Source organism: Cupriavidus lacunae, from assembly GCF_003353055.1.
Classification (GTDB): Bacteria; Pseudomonadota; Gammaproteobacteria; order Burkholderiales; family Burkholderiaceae; genus Cupriavidus; species Cupriavidus lacunae.
In genome coordinates this window covers 26199-47228 of sequence record NZ_QKWJ01000018.1, presented here as the reverse complement: position 1 = coordinate 47228, position 21030 = coordinate 26199, and the positions used below count along the sequence as shown (strand labels likewise).

Below are 21030 nucleotides of genomic sequence, written 5' to 3'. Positions count from 1 at the left end.
AAGGAATCCAAATGAGCGATCTTTCTCAACAACAAAACATCAAGCGTTCCTGGGACCAGCCGGAGGACGCCTCGTTCGACCAGTGGATGGAAAGCCGCGTCGCGCGCTTCTCCACGCGCAAGTACGACTGGGACGCGCTGAAGTTCCAGGCCGACTACGACCCTAAGTACCGCCGCGCGCAGATGCGTTACCTGGGCACCGGCGGCACCGGCGTGGCCGCCGACACCAATACCGTGCCGTCCGAGAACTTCACGTTCTCCACGATGATCATCCCGGCCGGCCATGAAGGCCCGTCGCATATCCACACCGACGTGGAAGAAGTGTTCTTCATCCTGCGCGGCAAGGTCAAGCTGATCCTGGAAAAGGACGGCGAGCGCTTCGAGACCATCCTGACCTACCGCGACCTGGTCTCGGTGCCGCCGGGCGTCTACCGCGAGGAAATCAACATTGGCGAGGAAGACGCGCTGATGTGCGTGATGCTGGGCGCCAAGAAGCCGATCACGCCGACCTACCCGCCCGAGCATCCGCTGACGAAGATCAAGCGCTGATGCCTGCGAACGTCCGTCAGCGCACCTCCACCGAAGCCATGAGCACCAACCCCATCCCGGCCACGCCCGCCGCCAACGAGACCCCGGACAAGTACATCGTCCCGGGCCTGGAGCGCGGCCTGCGCCTGCTGAGCGAGTTCAGCAGCAAGGACCGCACCATGTCGGCCGCGGAACTGGCGCGCCGCCTGAAGGTGCCGCGCTCGACCGTGTTCCGCCTGCTGGCCACGCTGGAAATGCTGGGCTTTGTCGAGCGTGCCGATGGCGGCCGGGATTTCCGGCTGGGCATGGCCGTGCTGCGCCTGGGGTTTGAGTACCTGGCATCGCTGGAGCTGACCGAGCTGGGCCGCCCGCTGCTGGAGCGGCTGCGCGACGAGATCGGCTACCCCAGCAACCTGGTGGTGCGCGACGGGCGTTCGATCGTCTATGTGGCCAAGGCGGTGTCGCCGCGGCCGTTTGCGAGCTCGGTCAATGTGGGCACGCGCCTGCCGGCCCATGCCACGGTGCTGGGGCGCGTGCTGCTGGAAGACCTGTCGCTGGACGAACTGCGCAGCCTGTATCCGGAGGCGCATCTGGAGGTGTTCTCCGAGAGCACGCCGCGCACGGTCGAAGCGCTGCACGAGATCGTCCAGCGCGACCGCGAGCGCGGCTACGTGCTGCAGGAAGGCTTCTTCGAGGCCAGCATTTCGACCATTGCCGCGCCGGTGCGCGACCGTACCGGCAAGGTGGTGGCGGCGCTGGGCGCCACCATCCCGGCCGCGCATATAGATCCGGCGCAACTGGACGCGATGGTGGAGAGGGTCAGGGATACCGCGGGCGAGTTGTCGCGCCTGCTCGACTACCGCCCGTCGCTGCAACGCAGCGGCGCCAGGGTGGTGAATCTGTATCGGGAGTGAGGACAATGTCCATGATTGAACTCGACGGCAAGGTTGCCGTCGTCACCGGCGGGTCCTCCGGCATCGGGCTGGCGACCGTCGAGCTGTTGCTCGAAGCGGGTGCCGCCGTCGCCATGTGCGGCCGCGACGAGACCCGGCTGCGCAGCGCCGAAGCGCAGCTGCGCGAGACGTTCCCCGGGTGCCGGCTGCATGCCGCCACCTGCGACGTGCTCAAGCCGGAACAGGTCGCCGCCTTTGCCGCCAGCGTGCAGGCCACGCTGGGCAACGCCGACATGCTGGTCAACAACGCCGGCCAGGGGCGCGTCTCCACCTTCGCCAACACCGAAGACGCCGCCTGGATGGAAGAGCTGCAGCTCAAGTTCTTTTCCGTGATCCACCCGACGCGCGCATTCCTGCCGCAGCTGGAGCGCTCGGGCCAGGGCGCCGTGGTCTGCGTCAACTCGCTGCTGGCGCAGCAGCCGGAGCCGCATATGGTGGCCACCTCGGCCGCGCGCGCCGGCGTGCTCAACCTGGTGCGCTCCATGGCCACCGAGTTCGCGCCCAAGGGTGTCCGCGTCAACGGCATCCTGATCGGGCTGGTCGAATCGGGCCAGTGGCGCCGCCGCTTCGAGGCGCGCCCCGAAGAAGACCGCCACCTGGACTGGGCCGCATGGACCGCGCGCCTGGCCCAGCAGAAACATATCCCCCTTGGCCGCCTGGGCCTGCCCGTCGAGGCAGCCCGCGCCATCCTGTTCCTTGCCTCGCCGTTGTCTTCGTACACCACAGGCAGCCATATCGATATCTCCGGAGGACACTCCCGTCATGCCTAATCAACACCAGTACGAACAACAGCAGGTCACCGTGGGCTGCGCCATCACGGCGTTTCTCGAGCAGTGCGGCGTCAAGGCCGCCTTCGGCGTGATCTCGATCCACAACATGCCGATCCTCGACGCCATGGGCGAGCGCGGCAAGATCCGCTTCGTGCCGGCACGCGGCGAAGCGGGCGGCACCAATATGGCCGATGCCTATGCCCGCACCACGGGCGGCCTGGGCGTGTGCCTGACCAGCACCGGCACCGCCGCGGGCAATGCCGCCGGCGCGATGGTGGAAGCGCTGACCGCCGGTACGCCGATGCTGCACATCACCGGCCAGATCGAGACGCCGTACCTGGACCAGAGCCTCGCCTACATCCACGAAGCCCCGGACCAGCTCACCATGCTGAAGGCCGTGTCCAAGGCCGCCTTCCGTATCCGCAGCGCCGACACCGCCATCAGCACTATCAAGCTGGCGGTGCAGACCGCGCTGACGGCGCCGACCGGGCCGGTCAGCGTGGAGATCCCCATCGACATCCAGGCCGCGCTGATCGACATGCCGGCCGACCTGCAGCCGCTGCCGGTGCCGCAGCACGTGCCGTCCGTGCACGCGCTGGACGCGCTGGCCGAGCGCCTGGTCAAGGCGAAGCGCCCGCTGCTGTGGCTGGGCGGCGGTGCGCGCCACGCCAGCAAGCAGGTGCAGCGCCTGCTGGACCTGGGCTTCGGCGTGGTCACCAGCACGCAAGGCCGTGGCATCGTGCCGGAGGATGATCCGCGTTCGCTGGGCGCCTTCAACCTGCACAAGCCGGTCGAGAGCTTCTACCAGACCTGCGATGCAATGCTGGTGGTGGGCTCGCGCCTGCGCGGCAATGAGACCCTGAAGTACGAACTGAAGCTGCCGCGTCCGCTGCTGCGCATCGACGCCGACCCGGCCGCCGAAGGCCGCTGCTACCTGAGCGACTACTTTGTCAGCGGCGACGCCGCGCTGGCGCTGGACGCGCTGGCGGACCGGCTCGAAAAGCGCATGCAGATCGATCCGGCCTTCGCCGCCGACCTGCGCCGCGCGCACGACACCGCCGTCAATGGCCTGGTCGACGGCCTTGGCCCGTACTCGGCGCTGGTGCAGGCGCTGCAAAATGCAGTCGGCCGCAGCTTCAACTGGGTGCGCGACGTGACCGTGTCGAACAGCACCTGGGGCAACCGCCATCTGCGCATCTTCGATTCACGCGCCGGCGTGCACGCGCTGGGCGGCGGCATCGGCCAGGGCCTGGCGATGGGTATCGGCGCTGCGATCGGCGCCGCGGCGACGGCTTCGGGCAAGAAGACCTTCACGCTGGCCGGCGACGGCGGCTTCATCCTGAACCTGGGCGAGCTGGCCACCGCGGTGCAGGAACGCGCCGACATGGTGATCGTGCTGATGAACGACAAGGGCTATGGCGTGATCAAGAATATCCAGGACGCGCAGTACGGCGGCCGCCGCCACTATGTGGACCTGCATACGCCGGACTACGCCACGCTGGCCAAGTCGCTGTCGCTGCGTCACGCCCGCGTGAGCAACCTGGCCGAGGTCGGCGCCGCGCTGGAAGCGGCCACGGCCGAGTCGGGCCCGTTCCTGCTGGAGATCGACATGCTGTCGATCGGTTCCTTCAAGACTGCGTTTGCCGGCCCCCCGGTGAACAAGGACAACGAAGAGCCGGCGCGCGAACGAACCACTGTCACCGCCTGAGGGAGACCGGAGATGCTGCATGTGTCCATGGTTGGCTGCGGCGCGATTGGCCGCGGCGTGATGGAATTGCTCAAGAGCGATCCTGACGTGGTGTTCGACGTGGTGATCGTGCCGGAGCACACGATGGACGAGGCCCGCGACGCGGTCTCGGCGCTGGCGCCGAGCGCCCGCGTGGCGACGCACCTGGACGAGCGCCGCCCCGACCTGCTGGTCGAGTGCGCCGGCCACCATGCGCTGGAAGAACACATCGTGCCGGCGCTGGAGCGCGGCATCCCCTGCATGGTGGTGTCCGTGGGTGCGTTGTCCGAGCCCGGCATGGCCGAGCGGCTGGAAGCTGCAGCGCGCCGCGGCGGCACGCAGGTGCAGCTGCTCTCCGGTGCGATCGGCGCCATCGACGCGCTGGCCGCGGCGCGTGTCGGCGGCCTGGACGAAGTCATCTACACCGGCCGCAAGCCGGCGCGCGCCTGGATCGGCACGCCGGCGGAGCAGCTGTTCGACCTGGATGCGCTGACCGAAGCCACCGTGATCTTCGAAGGGACGGCACGCGACGCCGCGCGCCTGTACCCGAAGAACGCCAACGTTGCCGCCACGGTGTCGCTGGCCGGTCTCGGCCTGGATCGCACGTCGGTGAAGCTGCTGGCCGATCCGCACGCCGTGGAAAACGTGCACCACGTGGAAGCGCGCGGTGCCTTCGGCGGCTTCGAGCTGACCATGCGCGGCAAGCCGCTCGCGGCCAACCCCAAGACTTCCGCGCTGACGGTGTTCAGCGTGGTGCGCGCGCTGGGCAACCGGGCGCACGCGGTATCGATCTAGCCCCGGCAGCCACGCCCCACAGACTTAGCAGGCAACGACAATGAAGACGCAAGAAGTACTTCCCATCTGCATCGCAGGCGAATGGCGCCTGGGGACCGGCGACCGCTACGGCACGCGCTACCCGGCTACCGGCGAAGTAGTAGCCGAACTCAACGCCGCCAGCCTGGCGGACGTCGAAGAAGCCGTGCAGGGCGCCCACCAGGCCTTCCTCACCAGCGGCTGGGCTCAGCGCAAGCCGCATGAGCGCGCCGCCGTGCTGTACCGCGTGGCCGAGCTGATCCGCGCCCAGGGCGAGCAACTGGCCCAGCGCCAGCGCCTGGACAACGGCAAGCCGATCAGCGAGACCCGCGCGCTGGTGGCCAGCGCCGCCGGCACCTTCCAGTTCTTTGCCGCCGCCTGTGAAACGCTGGAAGAAACCATCACGCCGCAGCGTGGCGACTGCCTGACCATGAGCGTGTACGAGCCGATGGGCGTGGTCGCCGCCATCACGCCGTGGAATTCGCCGATCGCCAGCGAGGCGCAGAAGATGGCGCCGGCGCTCGCGGCCGGCAACGCCGTGGTGGTCAAGCCCGCCGAGGTCACGCCGCTGATGGCGCTGGAGCTGGCGCGCATCTGCGAAGAGGCCGGCGTGCCCAAGGGCCTGGTCAGCGTGCTGCCGGGCAAGGGCTCAGTGATCGGCGACGCCATCACCAAGCATCCGCTGGTGCGCCGCGTATCGTTCACCGGCGGCACCACCACCGGCAAGCACATCGCCCATATCGCCGCCGACAAGATGATGCCGGTGTCGCTGGAACTGGGCGGCAAGTCACCGACCATGGTGTTTGACGATGCTGACCTCGACCATGCGGTCAACGGTGTGCTGTACGGCATCTTCAGCTCGTCGGGAGAGTCATGCATCGCGGGTTCGCGCCTGTTCGTGGCGCGTTCGCAGTACGAGGCCTTCATGGACCGCCTTGCTGCCGGCGCCGCGCACCTGCGCGTGGGCGACCCCGCCGACGAACACACCCAGATGGGCCCGCTGATCACCGACCGCCACCGCGACAGCATCGAGTCGTACGTGGCGGCCGGCGTGGACGAGGGCGGCCAGCTGCGCACCGGCGGCCTGCGCCCCGACGTGGCGGGCCTGCCCAATGGCTACTTCTACACGCCGACCATCATCGAAGGGCTGGATAACAACGCCCGCATCTGCCAGGAAGAGATCTTCGGACCGGTGCTGGTGGCGATCCCGTTCGATGACGAGGACGACCTGATCGCGCAGGCCAACGACAGCGTCTATGCGCTCGCCGCCGGCATCTGGACGCGCGACTACAAGCGCGCCTGGCGCGTGGCACGGGCCGTGCAAGCGGGCAATGTGTGGATCAACACCTACAAGCAATTCTCGATCGCCACGCCGTTCGGCGGCTGGCGCGACAGCGGCCTGGGCCGCGAGAAGGGACGGCTTGGCATCCTGCAGTACATGGAGCAGAAGAGCGTGTACTGGGGCCTGAACGAACAACCGCTGCCGTGGGCCAACCACTGAACCCGGCAGGCTGGAGAGAGACAATGATCAAGGTATTGGGAATAGACGAGATCGTCTACGGCGCGGATGACTTTGACGCCTGCCGTGGCTTTTTCACCGACTGGGGCCTGGCCATCAGGCGCGACGACGCGCAGGGCCTGGATTTCGAAACGCTGAACGGCTGCCGCGTGCTGGTGCGCCGCATCGACGACGCCACGCTGCCGCCGGCGATCGAAGCTGGCCCGACGCTGCGCGAAGTGGTGTGGGGCGTGGCATCGCAGGCGTCGCTGGACCACATCGCCAAGGCGATCGCCGACGCACCGGGCTTCGTGCGCCAGGGCGAGGGTGACACGCTGCGCATCGGCTGCACCGACCCGAACGGGCTGGCGGTGCGCTTCCAGGTCACGCGCAAGCATGATGTGCACGTTGACTGCGCGCTGATGAACACGTGGAACGACAAGCCGCGCCTGAACCAGCGCAGCCCGATCTACGATCACGCCACCCCGATCGAGGTGGGCCACGTGGTGTTCTTCGTCAAGGACGTCAAGGCCACGGAGCGCTTCTATGTCGAGAAGTTCGGCTTCGTGCCGTCGGACCGCTATCCGGACCGTGGCGCCTTCCTGCGCTGCACGCCGGAGGGCGGGCACCACGACCTGTTCCTGCTGCAGCTGCCGGAACCGAAGAGCGGCCTGAACCACGTCGCCTTCACCGTGCGCGATATTCATGAAGTCTTCGGCGGCGGCATGCATGTCTCGCGCAAGGGCTGGGACACCCAGCTCGGCCCGGGCCGGCACCCGATCTCGTCGGCCTACTTCTGGTACTTCAAGAACCCGGCCGGCGGCCTGATCGAGTACTACGCCGACGAAGACCAGCTGGACGAGCACTGGGAGCCGCGTGCCTTCGAGCCGGGCCCGACCATGTTCGCCGAATGGGCGATCGAGGGCGGGATCGACGGCAATACCCGCCGCCAGAAGAATGCGGGCGGACCGGCAGGCAAGTTCCTGACCGAGAAGCGGTAAGTCAGCAGCGCAGCGCAATCGAAGGAAGCAGCAATGAGTGCCCACCAGTCCCTGACCCTGCGCGTCCAGGCCATGCGTTTTGAAGCGCGCGGCGTGGTCAGCATCGAACTGCAAGATCCCGAAGGGAAGACCCTGCCCGAGTTCAGCCCGGGCGCCCATATCGACCTGCACCTGGGCAATGGCCTGGTGCGCAGCTACTCGCTGTGCGGCGCGCCCGAAGTGCGCCAGCGCTATACCGTGGGCGTGCTGCTGGACCGCGGCAGCCGCGGCGGTTCGCGCTACGTGCATGAGCAGCTGCGCGTGGGTGCCACGCTGACCGTGGGCGCGCCGCGCAACAACTTCGAACTGGACGAGAGCGCCGCGCACACCGTGCTGGTCGCCGGCGGCATCGGCGTCACGCCGATCGTCTGCATGGCGCGCCGGCTGGCCGAGCTGGGCAAGTCGTTCACGCTGATTTACTGCGCCCGTTCGCGTGCCGAGGCCGCGTTCGTCGAGCAGCTGTCGGCCCATGGCGATGCCGTGCGCTTCCACTTCGACGACGAGGCCGGTGTGCCGCCGGACCTGAACGCGATGCTGGCCGGCCAGGATGCGCAGACGCACCTCTACTGCTGCGGCCCCGGCCCGATGCTGAAGGCGTTCGAGGCTGCCTGCGAGGCGCACGGCTACCCGAACGTGCATATCGAGCGCTTTGCCGCCGACCCCTCGACCGAGGCGGTGCAGGAGGGCGAGTACACCGTGTCGCTGTCGCGCACCGGCACCATCGTCAAGGTGCCGTCCGGCAAGTCGCTGCTGGACGCGCTGCTCGATGCCGGCGTGCAGATGGACTACAGCTGCCGCGAAGGCGTGTGCGGCTCGTGCGAGACGGCTGTGCTGGAAGGCTGCCCCGACCACCGCGACAGCGTGCTCAGCAGCAGCGAGCGCGCCAGCAACAAGACCATGATGGTTTGCGTATCCGGCTGCAAGGGCAATCGCCTGGTGCTGGACCTTTAATTTCGCGATTCGGGGCGCTCCGCTCTCTCGCTTGCGCGAGAGCGGGGCAGGCCTGCCGCGAAGAACCAGACGAGAAGTCCCGTGCTGACTCAGAGACAAGACGCAGCGTCCCGCTGCGCACCGGTGGCCGCCACCGCAAGTATCGTGACCACGGCCGACAGCGCCGGCCGGGGCGCAGCGGCCCGCGGCGGCCCGCTCACGCGCGGCAATATCGTCGCCCGCATCGAGCGCATGCCGGGCAACGCCATGCATATTCGCGCCCGGCTGCTGATCGGCCTGGCCACCTTCTTCGACGGCTTCGACGTCATCGCCATTGCCGCCACGCTGCCGCTGCTGATCGCGCAGTGGTCGCTCACGCCGGGCCAGATCGGCTTCCTGATCGCGGCGCCGTCGGTCGGCCAGCTGGTTGGTGCACTGTTGTTCCCAGGGCTGGCCGAGCGCTTCGGCCGGCTGCGCTCGATCGGCTGGAGCGCGGGCATCATCGGCCTGATGAGCCTGGCCTGCGGCTTCGCCCCGTCGTTCGAGGTCTTCGCGCTGCTGCGCATCGTGCAGGGCCTGGGCCTGGGCGGCGAGCTGCCGGTGGCGGCCACCTATATCAACGAGGTCACGCGCGCCCATGGGCGCGGGCGCTTCGTGCTGCTGTACGAGGTGGTGTTCCCGATCGGCCTGATGGTGTCCAACGGCATCGGCGCCTGGCTGGTGCCGCACTACGGCTGGCAGGTGATGTACTTCCTCGGCGGCGTGCCGCTGGTGCTGTTCTTCATCCTGCGCCGCGTGATTCCCGAGTCGCCGCGCTGGCTGGCCGAGAAAGGCCGCCTGGAAGAGGCCGACGCCGCACTGCGGGCATTCGAAGCGCGCGCCAAAACGCCCCTGCCGCCCCTGGGCGACACCAGCGCCTACGAACGCATGGCCCAGCATCCGCGCCGCCGCGTGCGCGACCTGGTCAGCAAGCCTTATATCGGCCGCACGCTGGCGGTGTGGATGCTGTGGGCGACCTGCGGCTTTATCCAGTACGGGCTGTCGACGTGGCTGCCCACGGTCTACAAGACCGTCTACCACGCGCCGCTGCAGCTGGCGCTGAACCTCGCCGCCGGTGCCTCGGTGCTGGGTGTGGTCGGTTCGCTGGTGTGCGCGATGATCGTCGACAAGGTCGGGCGCAAGCCGGTGATCAATGTGTCGTTCCTGCTGTGCGCACTGTCGCTGGTGCTGGCGGGGGTATTCCACGCGTCGAACGTGTACGTGGTCGCAACACTGTGCGCGCTGGCGATGGGGTTCCTCGCCAGCGGCTTTATCACCGCCTACGTCTATACGCCGGAGCTGTATCCGACCAGCGTGCGGGCGATGGGGTGCGGGCTGGGTGGGGCGTGGCTCAAGCTGGCAGCGATCTTCGCGCCGGGCCTGATCGCCAGCACCATCGGCAGCGGCGACCTCAGCATCGCCTTCTTCGCGCTGTCCGTGGTGCCCGCGCTGGCGGCTGTCACCGTGCATTTCCTTGGCATTGAGACCAAGGGGCGGGTGCTGGAAGAACTGGAGGTCTGAACGGGCGCGTGCTCGTCCCGTTCCCTTGGGGGCCGCACTGTAATCCGGTGCGGCCCTTTTTCTTTGCGTCGGGCGCTCAGTTCATGCGCGCGCCCGTGACCGCCACCACCTTGGCCCAGCGCGCAATCTCGCCCTGCAGGAACTGCGTGAACTGCGCCGCATCATTGCCCACTGGCACCAGCCCTTCGCCGGCCAGGCGCTTGCGCATTGTCGGCGACGCGACCGCGGCGCGCACGGCCTTCTCCAACTGTGCGACCACGTCAGCCGGCATGCCGGCCGGTCCGAGCAGGCCATACCATGAGCTGTAGTCGAAATTGGGTACGACGTCGGCGATCGGCGCGATCTGCGGGAACGCGGGCAGGCGCTTCAGGCTGCTGACGCCCAGCCCCTTGACCTTGCCGGCCTGCAACAGCGGCTGCACCGTGGCGACATTGCCCAGCAGCAAGTCGGCCTGGCCGGCGACCACGTCGGCGACCGCCGGTGCTGCCCCCTTATAGGGCACGCTGACCAGGTCAATGCCTGCTTCGTGCTTGAACATTTCGCCGGCCAGGTGGTTGGCGCTGCCAAGGCCGGCCACGGCAATGCTGAGCTTTCCGGGCCGGGACTTGGCCAGCGCGATCAGTTCGCGTACGTTGTTCGCGCCCAGGTCGGGACGCGACACCAGCAGCAGCGGCGAGGTGGCGATCAGCGAGATCGGCGTGAAGTCCTTGATCGGGTCGAACGGCTTCTTGTCGAACAGCGCGGGATTGATGGCGTGACTGGTGTAGCTGAGCAGCAGCGTGCCGCCGTCCGGATCGGCTTTGGCCACCGCGCTCGCCGCGATATTGCCGGCCGCGCCGCCGCGGTTCTCCACGATATAGGGGTGCTTCAGGCGTTGCTCCAGTTCAACGGCCAGCGCGCGTGCCACCAGATCAGTGCCGCCGCCGGGCGTGGCGCCGACCAGCACCTTGGTCACGGCCGGGGCGGCCTGCAGGGTGGCGGGCAGCATCGTGCTGGCCGCGAGCAGCGCCAGGAATTCGCGTCGTTGCATGGGGTGTCTCCGTTTCTCTCTTTATGTATCTGGGCGATGGGGGCATCGTTGCGGGGGCTGCCGATCCGCCTCAGGTGGGCGGAAAGCCGTACAGGAGCGCCGGGTTGTCGACCAGGATACGGCGGCGCACCGCCGCATCCGGGACCCAGCGGATGAACTCGTCGACCAGCGCGCCGTCGTCGGGCACCTGCTGCGGCGGGTTCAGCGCCGGGTGCGGCCAGTTGGTGCCGAACAGCAGGCGATCGGGACGGGCTTCGACCAGCGCGCCGACAATCGGCGCCATGTCGGCGTGGCCAGGGCCGGCATCGGAGCGGCGGTACCAGCTCGAGATCTTGGTCCAGCAGTCCTCGCGCTCGCGCAACAGCCGCAGCATGGCCTGGAAGCCGCGGTTGCCCGGGCCTTCGGCGCCGCGCACGCAGCCCATATGGTCGAACACCAGCGGCACCGGCAGCCGCATCAGCTGCGGCTCCAGCTCGGCGAGTTCGTCGGCGTGCAGTACATGCACCTGAACATGCCAGCCGAAAGGGCGGATGCGCTCGGCGAAGTGCGCGATGGCCTGGGTACCGCCATAGCCCTTCACGTGCGTGGAAATGCGGACGCCCCGCATGCCGCCGGCATGCAGGGCCTGGATTTCGGCGGCGGTGATGTCAGGATGCAACCCGGCCACGCCGCGCGCCTGGTCCTGGCCGAGCGCGGCGATCACGTCCAGCGTGAGCCGGTTGTCGGCGCCGTAGACGCTGGCGCTGACCTGCACCGTGCGCGTCAGCCCCACCTGCCGGCACATCGACAGGTATTGCGCCAGGGTGGCGGGCGCGGGCGTATACGAGCGTTGCGCCACCAGCGGATAGCGGCGGGGATCGTCGTAGACGTGGCAGTGGCAGTCGGTCGACCCGGGCGGCAGGGGCCGGGCCGGACGCGATACCTGCGCGCGGGGCGGCAGGCACGCCGCCGGCTGCGCAACGGTTGGCTGCGTCATGCTCCCTCCTAGTTCGAAGCGGTGATGTGGGCGTCGCGGATGACCTGGCCCCACTTGGCGGTCTCGCGCTGCAGCGTCTTGTCGAAGTCGGCGGCCGGCCCGGCCTGCACGTCGGCGCCAAGCTCGCGGAACTGCCTGGCCGTGTTGTCGCGCGACAGCGTCGCCTGCAGCGCCGCGTTGACGCGTGCCAGCACGGCTGGCGGCGTGCCCCTGGGGAACATCAGGCCAGTAGTGGTGGCCGCCTCGAAGCCCGGCAGGCCGGCTTCGGCCAGCGTGGGCAGGTCGGGCATCAGCGAAGAGCGCTGCGCGGTGGTCACGCCCAGCGCCTTGAGCTTGCCGGCGCGGATCTGCGTCAGCGTGGAAGCGAGCTGGTCGAAGGTCAGGTCGACATGGCCGCCCAGCAGGTCGGCCACGGCCAGGCTGCTACCCTTGTACGGCACGTGCAGCAGCCTGGTGCCGCTCTGCTTCTGGAAGTACTCGCCGGTCAGGTGCGCTGCGGTTCCCACGCCCGAGGTGGCCAGCGTCAGCTTGCCGGGATGCGCACGCGCATAGGCAATGAATTCGGCCAGCGTGGTGGCTGGCACCTTGGGGCTTACCACCAGCACCAGCGGCGCGCGCGAGATCGGCCCGGCCGAAACCAGGTCGCGCTCGGGCGTCAGCGTGGCGGCGGGGTTCAGCGCCTTCAGCGGCGCCAGCGCGCCGGTCGAGGCCAGCAGGGCGGTGTAGCCATCGGGAGCGGCACGGGCCACCGATTCGGCCCCGACCAGGCCGGCGGCGCCGGCGCGGTTTTCCACCACCACGGTCTGGCCGAGCGACTCGGACAGGCCCGCGGCGACGATGCGCGCGGTGGCGTCGATGTTGCCGCCGGGCGGGAACGGCACGACCAGCCTGATCGGCTTATAGGGATAGGCGGCGGCCGCGGTGGTGGCGGCGGCGCAGAGCAAGGCGCCGACTATCGCGCGCAGGCGGTGGATCATGGTTGTCTCCCCGAAGGTCGGTCTTTGTAATCGTGGTCGCGGTAGCGTGGCGGCGCGTGCCGTCAGTCGTCTTCCGCGTAGCGGCGGCCGGCTTCGAGCAGTTGGGGCGTGCCGATCAGCTGGTTCAGTGCGTCGAAGTCGTTCATTTCCTCCATGAAGGCACGTGTGCTGCCGTCGGCCTTGAGGCCGGCGAAGTAGCGCTGCAGCTGGCGTGAGGCGAAGCGCACGGTGCCGCCCGGGTAGATCACGATGCGGTAGCCGCGCGCACCCAGTTCGGCCGCGCTCTGGATCGGCGTCTTGCCGCCCTCGACCATATTGGCCAGCAGCGGCACGCTTGCGGCGAAGCGGCCACAGACACGGTCCATGTCGGCGGCGGACACCACCGCCTCGATAAACAGCGCGTCGACGCCACAGGCCAGGTAGGCTTCGGCGCGCTCGATGGCGGGGTCCAGGCCTTCCACGGCGACCGCGTCGGTGCGCGCCAGGATCAGCGTGTCGGCGCTATGGCGCGCGTCGAGCGCGGCACGCAGCTTGCCGCACATCTCGCGCACCGTGACCAGCGACTTGCCGGCGAGGTGGCCGCAACGCTTGGGAAAGCCCTGGTCCTCCAGCTGGATCATCGCCGCGCCGGCGCGCTCGAAGGCGCGCACCGTGCGCTGCGTATTGAGCGCGTTGCCGTAGCCGGTATCGCCGTCGACGATCACCGGCAGCGACACGCGGTCGGTGATGCGCGCCAGCACGTCGACGGTCTCGGTGGCCGTGGTCAGGCCCACGTCGGAGCGGCCCAGCAGCGTGTAGGCGACCGCGCCGCCCGACAGGTACAACGCCTCGAAGCCGGCCTGCTCGGCCAGCAGTGCGCTGAGGGCATCGTAGACGCCGGGCGCCAGCACCGGCTCGGGCCGGCGCAGGCGTTCCTTCAACGAAGGGGCGTGCGTGCGATCGCCGCTCATGCCGTGGCTCCGGTGGTTCCCGCGGCGGCCTCGGTCTCATGCCTGGCGAGGATGCGCGCCATGTCTTCCTGGCGCAGTTGCGGGCGCCAGGTCTCAAACAGCATGCCGAGCGCTGCCGCCTGGCGCTTCTCATAGTCAAGGAATGCCTGCGTGATCTCACTGCCGCGCACGCCGCCACGCACCGATCCGGCACGCACGTCGCCGTAGTACTCCTTCCAGTCTTCGGGCAGCGGCTGCGAACCCGGCACGGAAAGCCACAGGCGGAACAGGTGGCGCTTGCGGTCCGGCTCCTCATAGTCCTCGAACGGCGTGCGCGAATGCAGCGTGACGTAGTTGTTCAGTAGCTGCATGTCGCCTTGCTCCAGTTCCATCGTGAAGCACAGCAGCTCGCTCGGCATCAGCTCGTCGAGCAGGTCCAGCGCCTCGACCTGCGCCGGCGTCAGGCGCGGCAGCTCGGCAAAGTCGCGCTGGGCGGCGTCGGTGTTCTTGCGGTTGGTGCGCGCCGAGAAATACTCGGGGTGACTGCCGAAGATCGGGCAGCGGTAGTAGGGCGGCTGGCTGGGATCCTGCGTGCCCTGGTAGCTGTGGAAGAACGTACCTTTCAGCACCGGGATCAGGTCGGGGCGGCGGCGCTGCACTTCCTCGTACAGCGCGATCGAGCTGATCACCTTGCTGGTGCCGCCCGCACGGGCGGTGCGGCGGCACAGCAGGCCGACCACGTCGCACGAGTCCTGGTGGAAATCCAGCCCGGCATTGGTGTTGTAGCCGCGGCCGCCCTTGACCTTGTACTCGCCGCCTTCGTTGCGCACATCGTTCATGAACTGGCTGGCGCGGTTCTGCGTGCGGCCCACGCCCATGTACAGGCTCAGGCCCCAGTAGGCCAGGCGCGATTCCTCCTCGGTCCATTCGTCGACCGGGAAGCCCTTGACCAGGCACATGCCCCAGCCGCCCTGGGTGATGTTGATGGCGCGCGTGAGCACGGCGCGCGCGGCATCGTTGAGCGGGAAGTCGGCCTGCTCCATTTGCAGCAGCGGCCTGTTCAGGGTCTTGGCGTGATTGAGCGCATCGCGCATGCCCTGGACTTCGGCCTCGTTCATGCGCAGTACCCAGGAGCGGTCCTCGCGGGCTTGCCGGGCGGTCCAGGCGACGGGGCGTTGCGATGCGGCGATGGGTGACATGTTCGGGGGCTCCTTCGGGTGTTGTGCGTTTACGTTGGAAGCAAGTCTAGCGACGTCGCCTATCATTAGAAAAGCGAACTTATTTGAGTTACTTCATAAGAGTTTTTGATGAAGCTTGAGACCTTCCATACGCTCGAGGGCGTGCTTCAGACCGGCACCTTCGCCGGCGCCGCGCGCCAGGCCAACGTCACGCCCAGCGCTGTCAGCATGCAGATGAAGCAGCTTGAGCAGTACCTGGGCAAGCCGCTGTTCGACCGCTCCGGGCTGCAGGCGCGGCCCAACCAGCTCGCGCACGAGGTGGCCGACACCATGCGCCAGGCGCTGCAGAACCTGGAGGCGCTGCGCGCCGGCAGCGGGCTGGCGGTGGAGGGGGTGGTGCGGCTGGGGGTGATCGAGTCGCTGCAGCCGGTCGTGCTGCCCGGCATCGTGCGCTATGTGCGCGAGCGTCATCCCAGGCTGGAACTGCGCCTGGTGCGCGGGCGCAGCAGCACGCTGACGGCATCGGTCAAGGCAGGCGATATCGATGCGGCGCTGGTGGCGCAGCCGGCAGGCGGCGGCTCGGCGCGGCTGCGCTGGACGCCGATGATGCGGCGCGAACTGGTGCTGATCGCGCCGCCCGGCGCGACCGAGGCCAACGCTGCCTCGCTGTTCCGGCTGTACGACTGGATCCGCTACGACCGCAATACCGTGTCAGGGGCGATGGCGGCGCAGTATGTGCATACGCACGTGTCCGAAATCCGCGGCACGCTGGAATTCGACAGTGCGCCGGCGATCGTGGCGATGGTCAGCGCCGGGCTGGGGGTGTCGATCCTGCAGGGGCCTGATCCGGCGCTGGTGCAGAACTACCCGGTGCGGCTGGTGCGGCTGGGCCGCTCGGCACCGGTGCTCACCCTGTCGCTGGTGACCCGCAAGGGCGATGACGACAACCGCTCGGTGGCGGCCGTGCGTGACGCCATGCGGCTGACCCTGGCTTCTTACCAGCGCCAGAGCGTGGCAGCGCGCCACTGAGGCGTGACGAAGGCGGTTTTCCGGGCGAGCAAGTCGTCCGGACCTCGCTTCCGGCGTCAGGCCTGCGTGCGCAACAGCTTGCGCAGCCCCTGATAAACCGCTTCCCGCTCCTCCGGCGACAACTGCCGGATCACCTGCGCCTGCCCGCGCCGCGCCAGCGGCATCACCTGGTCGTGCAGCGCGGCGCCGGCTTCGCTGATCGCGCAGATCAGCTTCTTCCGGGGCGTGTTGCCGGCTGAGGCCAGCCGCACCAGTCCCCGATCTTCCAGCAGCCGCAGCGTGCGGCTCACCAGCGCCTTGTCCGAGGTCGACTGCGTCACCAGCTCGGCAAACGGCAATTCGCGCGCGTGCGCGAGCAGCGCCAGGATGCGCCACTCCGGCACGGTCAGGCCGAACTGTTCCGCATAAGGCTTGGTCACCGTGCTGCGCAGCGCGGTGACCAGCTGGCTCAGCATCGTCGTCAGGAAATTGTCGACGGTCAGTCCGCTGCCGGCCTCGTCGAGGTCGGCCCAGGGGCTGGTGTCGGTGTCTGTCGCGGGCTTGCCGTTGGCGGGCGCGGCGTCACGGGGCATGCGTTCCTCTTGATCGGGTCTGCCGGCCGCCATGCGGGGCCGGTTGGCGGGCCAGATTGTCTCACGCCGCTAGCCAATTCCGCCATCGTGTGTCGCTTTCATGGCAGTGAAAAAGAAATATAAAAAACAACTATGTCAATTGGTGTTTAACGTAAGTTGAGTTGTCAATATTGGCGGCCTAGGATGACTTATGTTCCTGATGTGAACATGCGTCTTACTAATAAAACAACCGAAAGTGTTGTAACCAGAACCAACCCTGTTTTCGCGGTGCGCACAACAGCCCACTCCAACCGCGAATGCGCCCCCCACAGGAGCTGTTGATGAGACACGAACGCCCCCGCCGCCTTTTCCTTGCCGTCACTGCTATGGCCACGCTCGCGCTTGCCGCGGGCAGCGCGCTGGCCACTGCCGCGTATCCGGCCAAGACCGTGACCATGGTCGTGGCCTATCCGCCCGGCGGCGACACCGACGCCATGGCCCGGCTCTATGCCGACAAGCTGTCGGCACGCCTGAAGCAGCCGGTCATTGTCGAGAACCGCCCCGGCGCCGGCGGCGTGGTCGGCGCCAGCTTTGTCAGCCGCGCACCGGCGGACGGCTACACGCTGCTGTACACGCCCAACCCGTTCACGCTGGCCCCGATGGTGCTCAAGCTGGCGCCGTCGGCCAGCTATGACCCGCTGCACGGCTTCACGCCGGTGATCCAGACCGCGGTGCAGGCGGTGCTGCTGGTGGCCAACCCGCAGGCGGGCATCAAGACCGTCGGCGAGATGATTGCCGCGGCCAAGGGCGGCAAGGCGCTGACGTACGGCAGCCCGGGCGCGGGCTCGCCGATGCATATCGCCGGCGAGATGCTGAACCGCGCCGCGGGCGTGAAGATCCAGCACGTGCCGTACAAGGGCGTGGCGCCGGCGGTCAACGACGTGGTGGCGGGGCATGTGAACTTTGCCTACGTCACGCTGGGCCCGGTGGCGCAGTACATCAACACCGGCCGGCTGATCGCGCTGGCGATCACCGACGCGAAGCGCTCGCCGCTGCTGCCCAATGTGCCGACGCTGGCCGAGCTTGGCTACAAGGACGTGGTGGTCGGCGCGTGGCACGGCGTGATGGCGCCCAAGGGAACGCCGTCCGAGGTGGTCAAGGTACTGAACCAGCAGCTCAACGACGTGCTGCACCTGCCCGACGTGACCGAGAAGATGGCGACCTTCGGCGCCAGCCCCGTGGGCGGCGCGCCGTCCGCGCTGGAGAAGGTCAACGCGGCCGACTACGAGCGGCTGGGCAAAGTGATCCGCGACCTGGCCATCACTGCGGAATGACGTAGGGCATCGCATCGCATTCATGCAACAAGACAAGCAGGAGGCCGGCATGAGCAAGGCCATCGTGGGAAGCGCCACGCCGCAGGTGACCGCGCGGGAAAAGGTCATGGGGCGCGCGCAGTATGCTGGCGACATCAAGTTGCCAGGCATGCTGCACGCCAAGGTGCTGCGCAGCCCGCACCCGCACGCGCGCATCGTGCGCATTGACACTTCCGCGGCGCGTGCGCTGCCCGGCGTGAAGCTGGTGGTGACCGGGCAGGATGTGCCCACCCGCAACTGGGGCCCGCACCGCAAGGAGCAGCGCATCCTGGCCTGCGGCGTGGTGCGCCATGTCGGCGAGGAAGTGGCTGCGGTGGTGGCGGTCAGCGAGGAGATCGCGCGCGATGCGCTGGACCTGATCCGCATCGAGTACGAGGCGCTGCCCGCGCTGCTGACGCCGGCTGCGGCGCTGGCCGAGGGCGCGCCGGAGATCCACGCCGGCACGCGCAATATCGGCCACGAGATGCACATCGTGCGCGGCGATGTGGATGCCGCCTTTGAAGCCTGCGCCGCGGTGTACGAGGCCACCTACGACATGCACTCGCAGTACCCGGGCTACCTGGAGCCGATGGCTTCGGTCGCGGCGCAGGACGGCAACGGGCGGCTCACGCTGTGGGCATCGACCCAGTCGGTGTTCCTGGCGCGCACGCGGCTGGCCGAGGCACTGGACCGGCCGGTTTCGACCATCCGCGTGGTGCAGGCCACCACCGGCGGCGGCTTTGGCGCCAAGATCGTCGAGGAGAACAACAGCCTGATCTGCGCCTTCCTGGCGAGCTGGCTGGAGCGCCCGGTGCGGCTGGTCAACAACCGGCTGGAAGACTTCCAGGGCGCGCGCGCCAGCGTGCCGATGCAGGTCTGGCTGCGCATGGGGCTGTCGGCCGATGGCGTGATCCTGGCCAAGGACGTGCGCATCACGGCCGAATGCGGTGCCTATTCCGGGCTTGCCGGCGACGTGATGCACGTCACCGCCATGCGCAGCGACAACATGCACCGCGTGCAGAACGTGCGCTCGCATGCGGTGATGGCCTATACCAACAACCCGCCGCGCGGCGCCTTCCGTGGTTTTGGCGGGCAGCAGATGCAGTTTCCGCTGAACTGCCACCTGACCGTGCTGGCCGGCATGCTCGGCATCGATCCGATCGAAGTGCACAAGCGCAATGCGATCGGCGCGGGCGAGACCAGCGTGCATGGCTGGAAGATCAGCAGCACCGGCATGGTCGAATGCCTGGACATGACGCGCCGGGCCATCGATTGGGACGCCAGGCGCGCGGCGCCGCGCGGCACCGCCACGCGGCGGCGCGGCGTGGGCATTGCCGCGGCCATGCATGTCAGCGGCAACCGCACGCTGGGCAACTGGGACGGCTCGACCATCCTGCTCAAGGTCAATGAGGACGGTCGCGTGATGCTGCAGACCAGCGAGTGCGACATGGGGCAGGGCGCCAACACCATGCTCAGCCAGATCTGCGCGCAGGAGCTGGACATTCCGCTGTCGCACGTCACGGTGATGGCGCCGGATACCGATACCGCACCGTTCTGCCTGGGGTCGCTGGCGTCGCGCGTGACCATCATCTCCGGCAATGCGGTGCTGCGTGCGGCGCGCGAGGCGCGCCAGAAGCTGCTGGCACTCGCAGCGGAAAAGCTTGGCGTGGACGCGGAACAATTGCTGATTGCCGATGGCCGCATCGCCGCGCCGGGCCAGCCCGACAAGTCCGCCACGCTGGCTGAGATCGCACGTCTTCATATCTTCCGCCACGGCGGCGAGGGCATCCACGTGCGCGCCACCTATGACGCGCCCACCGTGATGCACGATGGCAACTACTACGGCAACGTCGCGCCCGCGCATTCCTTCGCGGCACAGGCGGTCGAGGTGGAGGTCGACACCAGCACCGGCCAGGTCACCGTGGTCGACAGCTTTGTCGCCGACGACTGCGGCAAGGCCATCAACCCGCTCGCCGTGCACGGCCAGACCCACGGCGCGACCGTGCAGGCGATCGGCTGGACCCTGTACGAGAACCTGCAATACGAGGATGGCCGCCTGATGAACGGCAACTTTGCCGACTACACCATGCCCACTGCCGACGCGGTGCCGATGCTCCGTACCGACGTGGTGGAATCGAACGACCCCAACGGGCCCTACGGCGCCAAGGGCGCCAGCGAAACCGCGATCCTGCCGGGCGCGGCGGCCATCGCCAATGCCGTGTTCGACGCCGTCGGCGTGCACATCCAGTCGCTGCCGATCACGCCCGAGAAGGTGCTGGCCGGCCTGCGCGAACTGAAGGAGAAGGAGGGCGCCCATGCGTGACTTTGCATTCCTTGAGCCGGGCACCGTGGCCGAGGCCAGTCACATGCTGGCCGACCTGGGCGACAGTTGCCGCATCTTCGCCGGCGGCACCGCGCTGATGCTGGGCATGCGCCAGCGCATGCTGACGCCGAGCCACCTGGTCTCGCTGGGCCGGCTAGAAGCGCTGCGCGGCATCACCTTCGATGCGCGCGAGGGCCTGCGCATCGGCGCGCTGACATTGCATGCCGAAGTGGCGCGCTCGCCGCTGGTGCAGGCGCATTATCCGATGCTGGCCAGCATGGCTGCGCGCGTGGCCAACCCGCAGGTGCGCAACCAGGGCACCATCGGCGGCAACCTCTGCTATGCCGACCCTGCCACCGATCCGCCGGGCTGCCTGATGGCGTTGGGTGCGCGGATCGTGGTCAGCGGCCGCGGCGGCGAGCGGGTGGTCGATATCGAAGATTTCCTGGTCGACTACTACGTTACGGCGCTGGCGCAGGATGAAATCGTCACGCAGGTCCGCCTGCCGGCGCCGGGGGCCGGTGCCGACGGCCGCTATTCGCGCTTCCTGCGCACTGCCGCCGAACACCGGCCGCTGGCCAGCGTGGCAGTGGCGGTACGGCGCGAAGGCGCGTTCTGTGTCGAGGCCCGCCTGGCGGTGGGCGCTTCCACGCCGATACCGTCCCGGCTGCGCCGCGCCGAAGCCTTGCTGGCCGGCAAGAACGTGACGGCGGAGCTGGCCGAGGAAGCCGCTGCCATCGTCGCCGCGGACATCAACGCGGTTTCGGACATGCGCGGGTCCGAGTCGTACCGGCGCGAGATGGTGCGGGTGGTCGCGCGCCGCACCATTGCCGAGCTGTTTGGCGTGGCATCTGAGTAAGGAATCCCC

General features: G+C 68.4%; 19 protein-coding genes. 13 read left to right on the top strand and 6 right to left on the bottom strand.

The genetic code is table 11. The annotated features are described in order from the left end of the window. The first annotated feature begins 11 nt into the window (after nucleotides 1-11). The 9 genes from DN412_RS16360 to DN412_RS16320 all read left to right on the top strand — a co-directional run bounded on the left by DN412_RS16360 (nucleotide 12) and on the right by DN412_RS16320 (nucleotide 9817). Nucleotides 12-548 carry a cupin domain-containing protein gene (locus tag DN412_RS16360; protein WP_115212586.1) on the top strand — a complete coding sequence of 179 codons (537 nt, stop codon included), beginning with the start codon at nucleotides 12-14 and terminating at the stop codon, nucleotides 546-548. A 38-nt stretch (nucleotides 549-586) separates the two neighbouring features. Then, nucleotides 587-1441, top strand: a complete 855-nt coding sequence (locus DN412_RS16355) for an IclR family transcriptional regulator (protein WP_115212649.1) — start codon at nucleotides 587-589, stop codon at nucleotides 1439-1441. Between the two features lie 5 nt (nucleotides 1442-1446). Then, complete coding sequence (locus tag DN412_RS16350) at nucleotides 1447-2250, top strand: SDR family oxidoreductase (protein ID WP_115212585.1); 804 nt, start codon at nucleotides 1447-1449, stop codon at nucleotides 2248-2250. Continuing rightward, nucleotides 2243-3958, top strand: coding sequence for a thiamine pyrophosphate-binding protein (locus DN412_RS16345; protein ID WP_115212584.1), 1716 nt, complete (start codon nucleotides 2243-2245; stop codon nucleotides 3956-3958). The genes DN412_RS16350 and DN412_RS16345 overlap by 8 nt, the downstream gene beginning before the upstream one ends. A gap of 12 nt (nucleotides 3959-3970) precedes the next feature. Then, nucleotides 3971-4771, top strand: a complete 801-nt coding sequence (locus DN412_RS16340; RefSeq protein WP_115212583.1) for an aspartate dehydrogenase — start codon at nucleotides 3971-3973, stop codon at nucleotides 4769-4771. A 40-nt stretch (nucleotides 4772-4811) separates the two neighbouring features. Next, a complete protein-coding gene (locus DN412_RS16335) occupies nucleotides 4812-6290 on the top strand; it encodes an aldehyde dehydrogenase (RefSeq protein WP_115212582.1) in 1479 nt (492 codons plus the stop codon). A 23-nt stretch (nucleotides 6291-6313) separates the two neighbouring features. Beyond that, the gene (locus tag DN412_RS16330) at nucleotides 6314-7288 is read left to right on the top strand and encodes a VOC family protein (protein WP_115212581.1); all 975 of its coding nucleotides are present in this window, start codon (nucleotides 6314-6316) and stop codon (nucleotides 7286-7288) included. A 33-nt stretch (nucleotides 7289-7321) separates the two neighbouring features. After that, a complete protein-coding gene (locus DN412_RS16325) occupies nucleotides 7322-8278 on the top strand; it encodes a PDR/VanB family oxidoreductase (protein ID WP_115212580.1) in 957 nt (318 codons plus the stop codon). Between the two features lie 123 nt (nucleotides 8279-8401). Then, nucleotides 8402-9817, top strand: coding sequence for an MFS transporter (locus DN412_RS16320; protein ID WP_244222676.1), 1416 nt, complete (start codon nucleotides 8402-8404; stop codon nucleotides 9815-9817). 76 nt (nucleotides 9818-9893) lie between these two features. On the opposite strand, the gene DN412_RS16315 is transcribed toward DN412_RS16320, so the two are convergent. The 5 genes from DN412_RS16315 to DN412_RS16295 all read right to left on the bottom strand — a co-directional run bounded on the left by DN412_RS16315 (nucleotide 9894) and on the right by DN412_RS16295 (nucleotide 14928). Next, on the bottom strand, nucleotides 9894-10847 hold the full coding sequence (locus DN412_RS16315; protein WP_115212579.1) for a tripartite tricarboxylate transporter substrate binding protein: 954 nt from the start codon (nucleotides 10845-10847) through the stop codon (nucleotides 9894-9896). Nucleotides 10848-10917: 70 nt separating this feature from the next. Then, the gene (locus DN412_RS16310) at nucleotides 10918-11823 is read right to left on the bottom strand and encodes an amidohydrolase family protein (protein ID WP_115212578.1); all 906 of its coding nucleotides are present in this window, start codon (nucleotides 11821-11823) and stop codon (nucleotides 10918-10920) included. Between the two features lie 8 nt (nucleotides 11824-11831). Then, on the bottom strand, nucleotides 11832-12800 hold the full coding sequence (locus tag DN412_RS16305; RefSeq protein ID WP_115212577.1) for a Bug family tripartite tricarboxylate transporter substrate binding protein: 969 nt from the start codon (nucleotides 12798-12800) through the stop codon (nucleotides 11832-11834). Nucleotides 12801-12862: 62 nt separating this feature from the next. Next, on the bottom strand, nucleotides 12863-13750 hold the full coding sequence (locus tag DN412_RS16300) for an isocitrate lyase/PEP mutase family protein (RefSeq protein ID WP_115212576.1): 888 nt from the start codon (nucleotides 13748-13750) through the stop codon (nucleotides 12863-12865). Then, nucleotides 13747-14928 (bottom strand): TauD/TfdA family dioxygenase, encoded by a 1182-nt coding sequence (locus DN412_RS16295; RefSeq protein WP_115212575.1) that lies wholly within the window; start codon nucleotides 14926-14928, stop codon nucleotides 13747-13749. The genes DN412_RS16300 and DN412_RS16295 overlap by 4 nt, the downstream gene beginning before the upstream one ends. Nucleotides 14929-15036: 108 nt before the next feature. Between DN412_RS16295 and DN412_RS16290 the strand changes: the two genes are divergently transcribed. Further along, nucleotides 15037-15936 (top strand): LysR family transcriptional regulator, encoded by a 900-nt coding sequence (locus tag DN412_RS16290; protein ID WP_115212574.1) that lies wholly within the window; start codon nucleotides 15037-15039, stop codon nucleotides 15934-15936. A gap of 56 nt (nucleotides 15937-15992) precedes the next feature. Here DN412_RS16290 and DN412_RS16285 read toward each other — a convergent pair whose 3' ends face one another. After that, the gene (locus tag DN412_RS16285) at nucleotides 15993-16508 is read right to left on the bottom strand and encodes a MarR family winged helix-turn-helix transcriptional regulator (RefSeq protein ID WP_115212573.1); all 516 of its coding nucleotides are present in this window, start codon (nucleotides 16506-16508) and stop codon (nucleotides 15993-15995) included. A 320-nt stretch (nucleotides 16509-16828) separates the two neighbouring features. Here DN412_RS16285 and DN412_RS16280 point away from each other — a divergent pair, with 320 nt between their 5' ends. The 3 genes from DN412_RS16280 to DN412_RS16270 are packed head-to-tail and all read left to right on the top strand — an operon-like array spanning nucleotide 16829 to nucleotide 21021. Beyond that, nucleotides 16829-17821: a Bug family tripartite tricarboxylate transporter substrate binding protein gene (locus DN412_RS16280; protein ID WP_425267422.1), complete on the top strand. Its 993-nt coding sequence runs from the start codon at nucleotides 16829-16831 to the stop codon at nucleotides 17819-17821. Nucleotides 17822-17870: 49 nt separating this feature from the next. Next, the gene (locus DN412_RS16275) at nucleotides 17871-20162 is read left to right on the top strand and encodes a xanthine dehydrogenase family protein molybdopterin-binding subunit (protein ID WP_115212647.1); all 2292 of its coding nucleotides are present in this window, start codon (nucleotides 17871-17873) and stop codon (nucleotides 20160-20162) included. Further along, complete coding sequence (locus DN412_RS16270) at nucleotides 20155-21021, top strand: FAD binding domain-containing protein (RefSeq protein WP_115212571.1); 867 nt, start codon at nucleotides 20155-20157, stop codon at nucleotides 21019-21021. The genes DN412_RS16275 and DN412_RS16270 overlap by 8 nt, the downstream gene beginning before the upstream one ends. Nucleotides 21022-21030 lie beyond the last annotated feature (9 nt).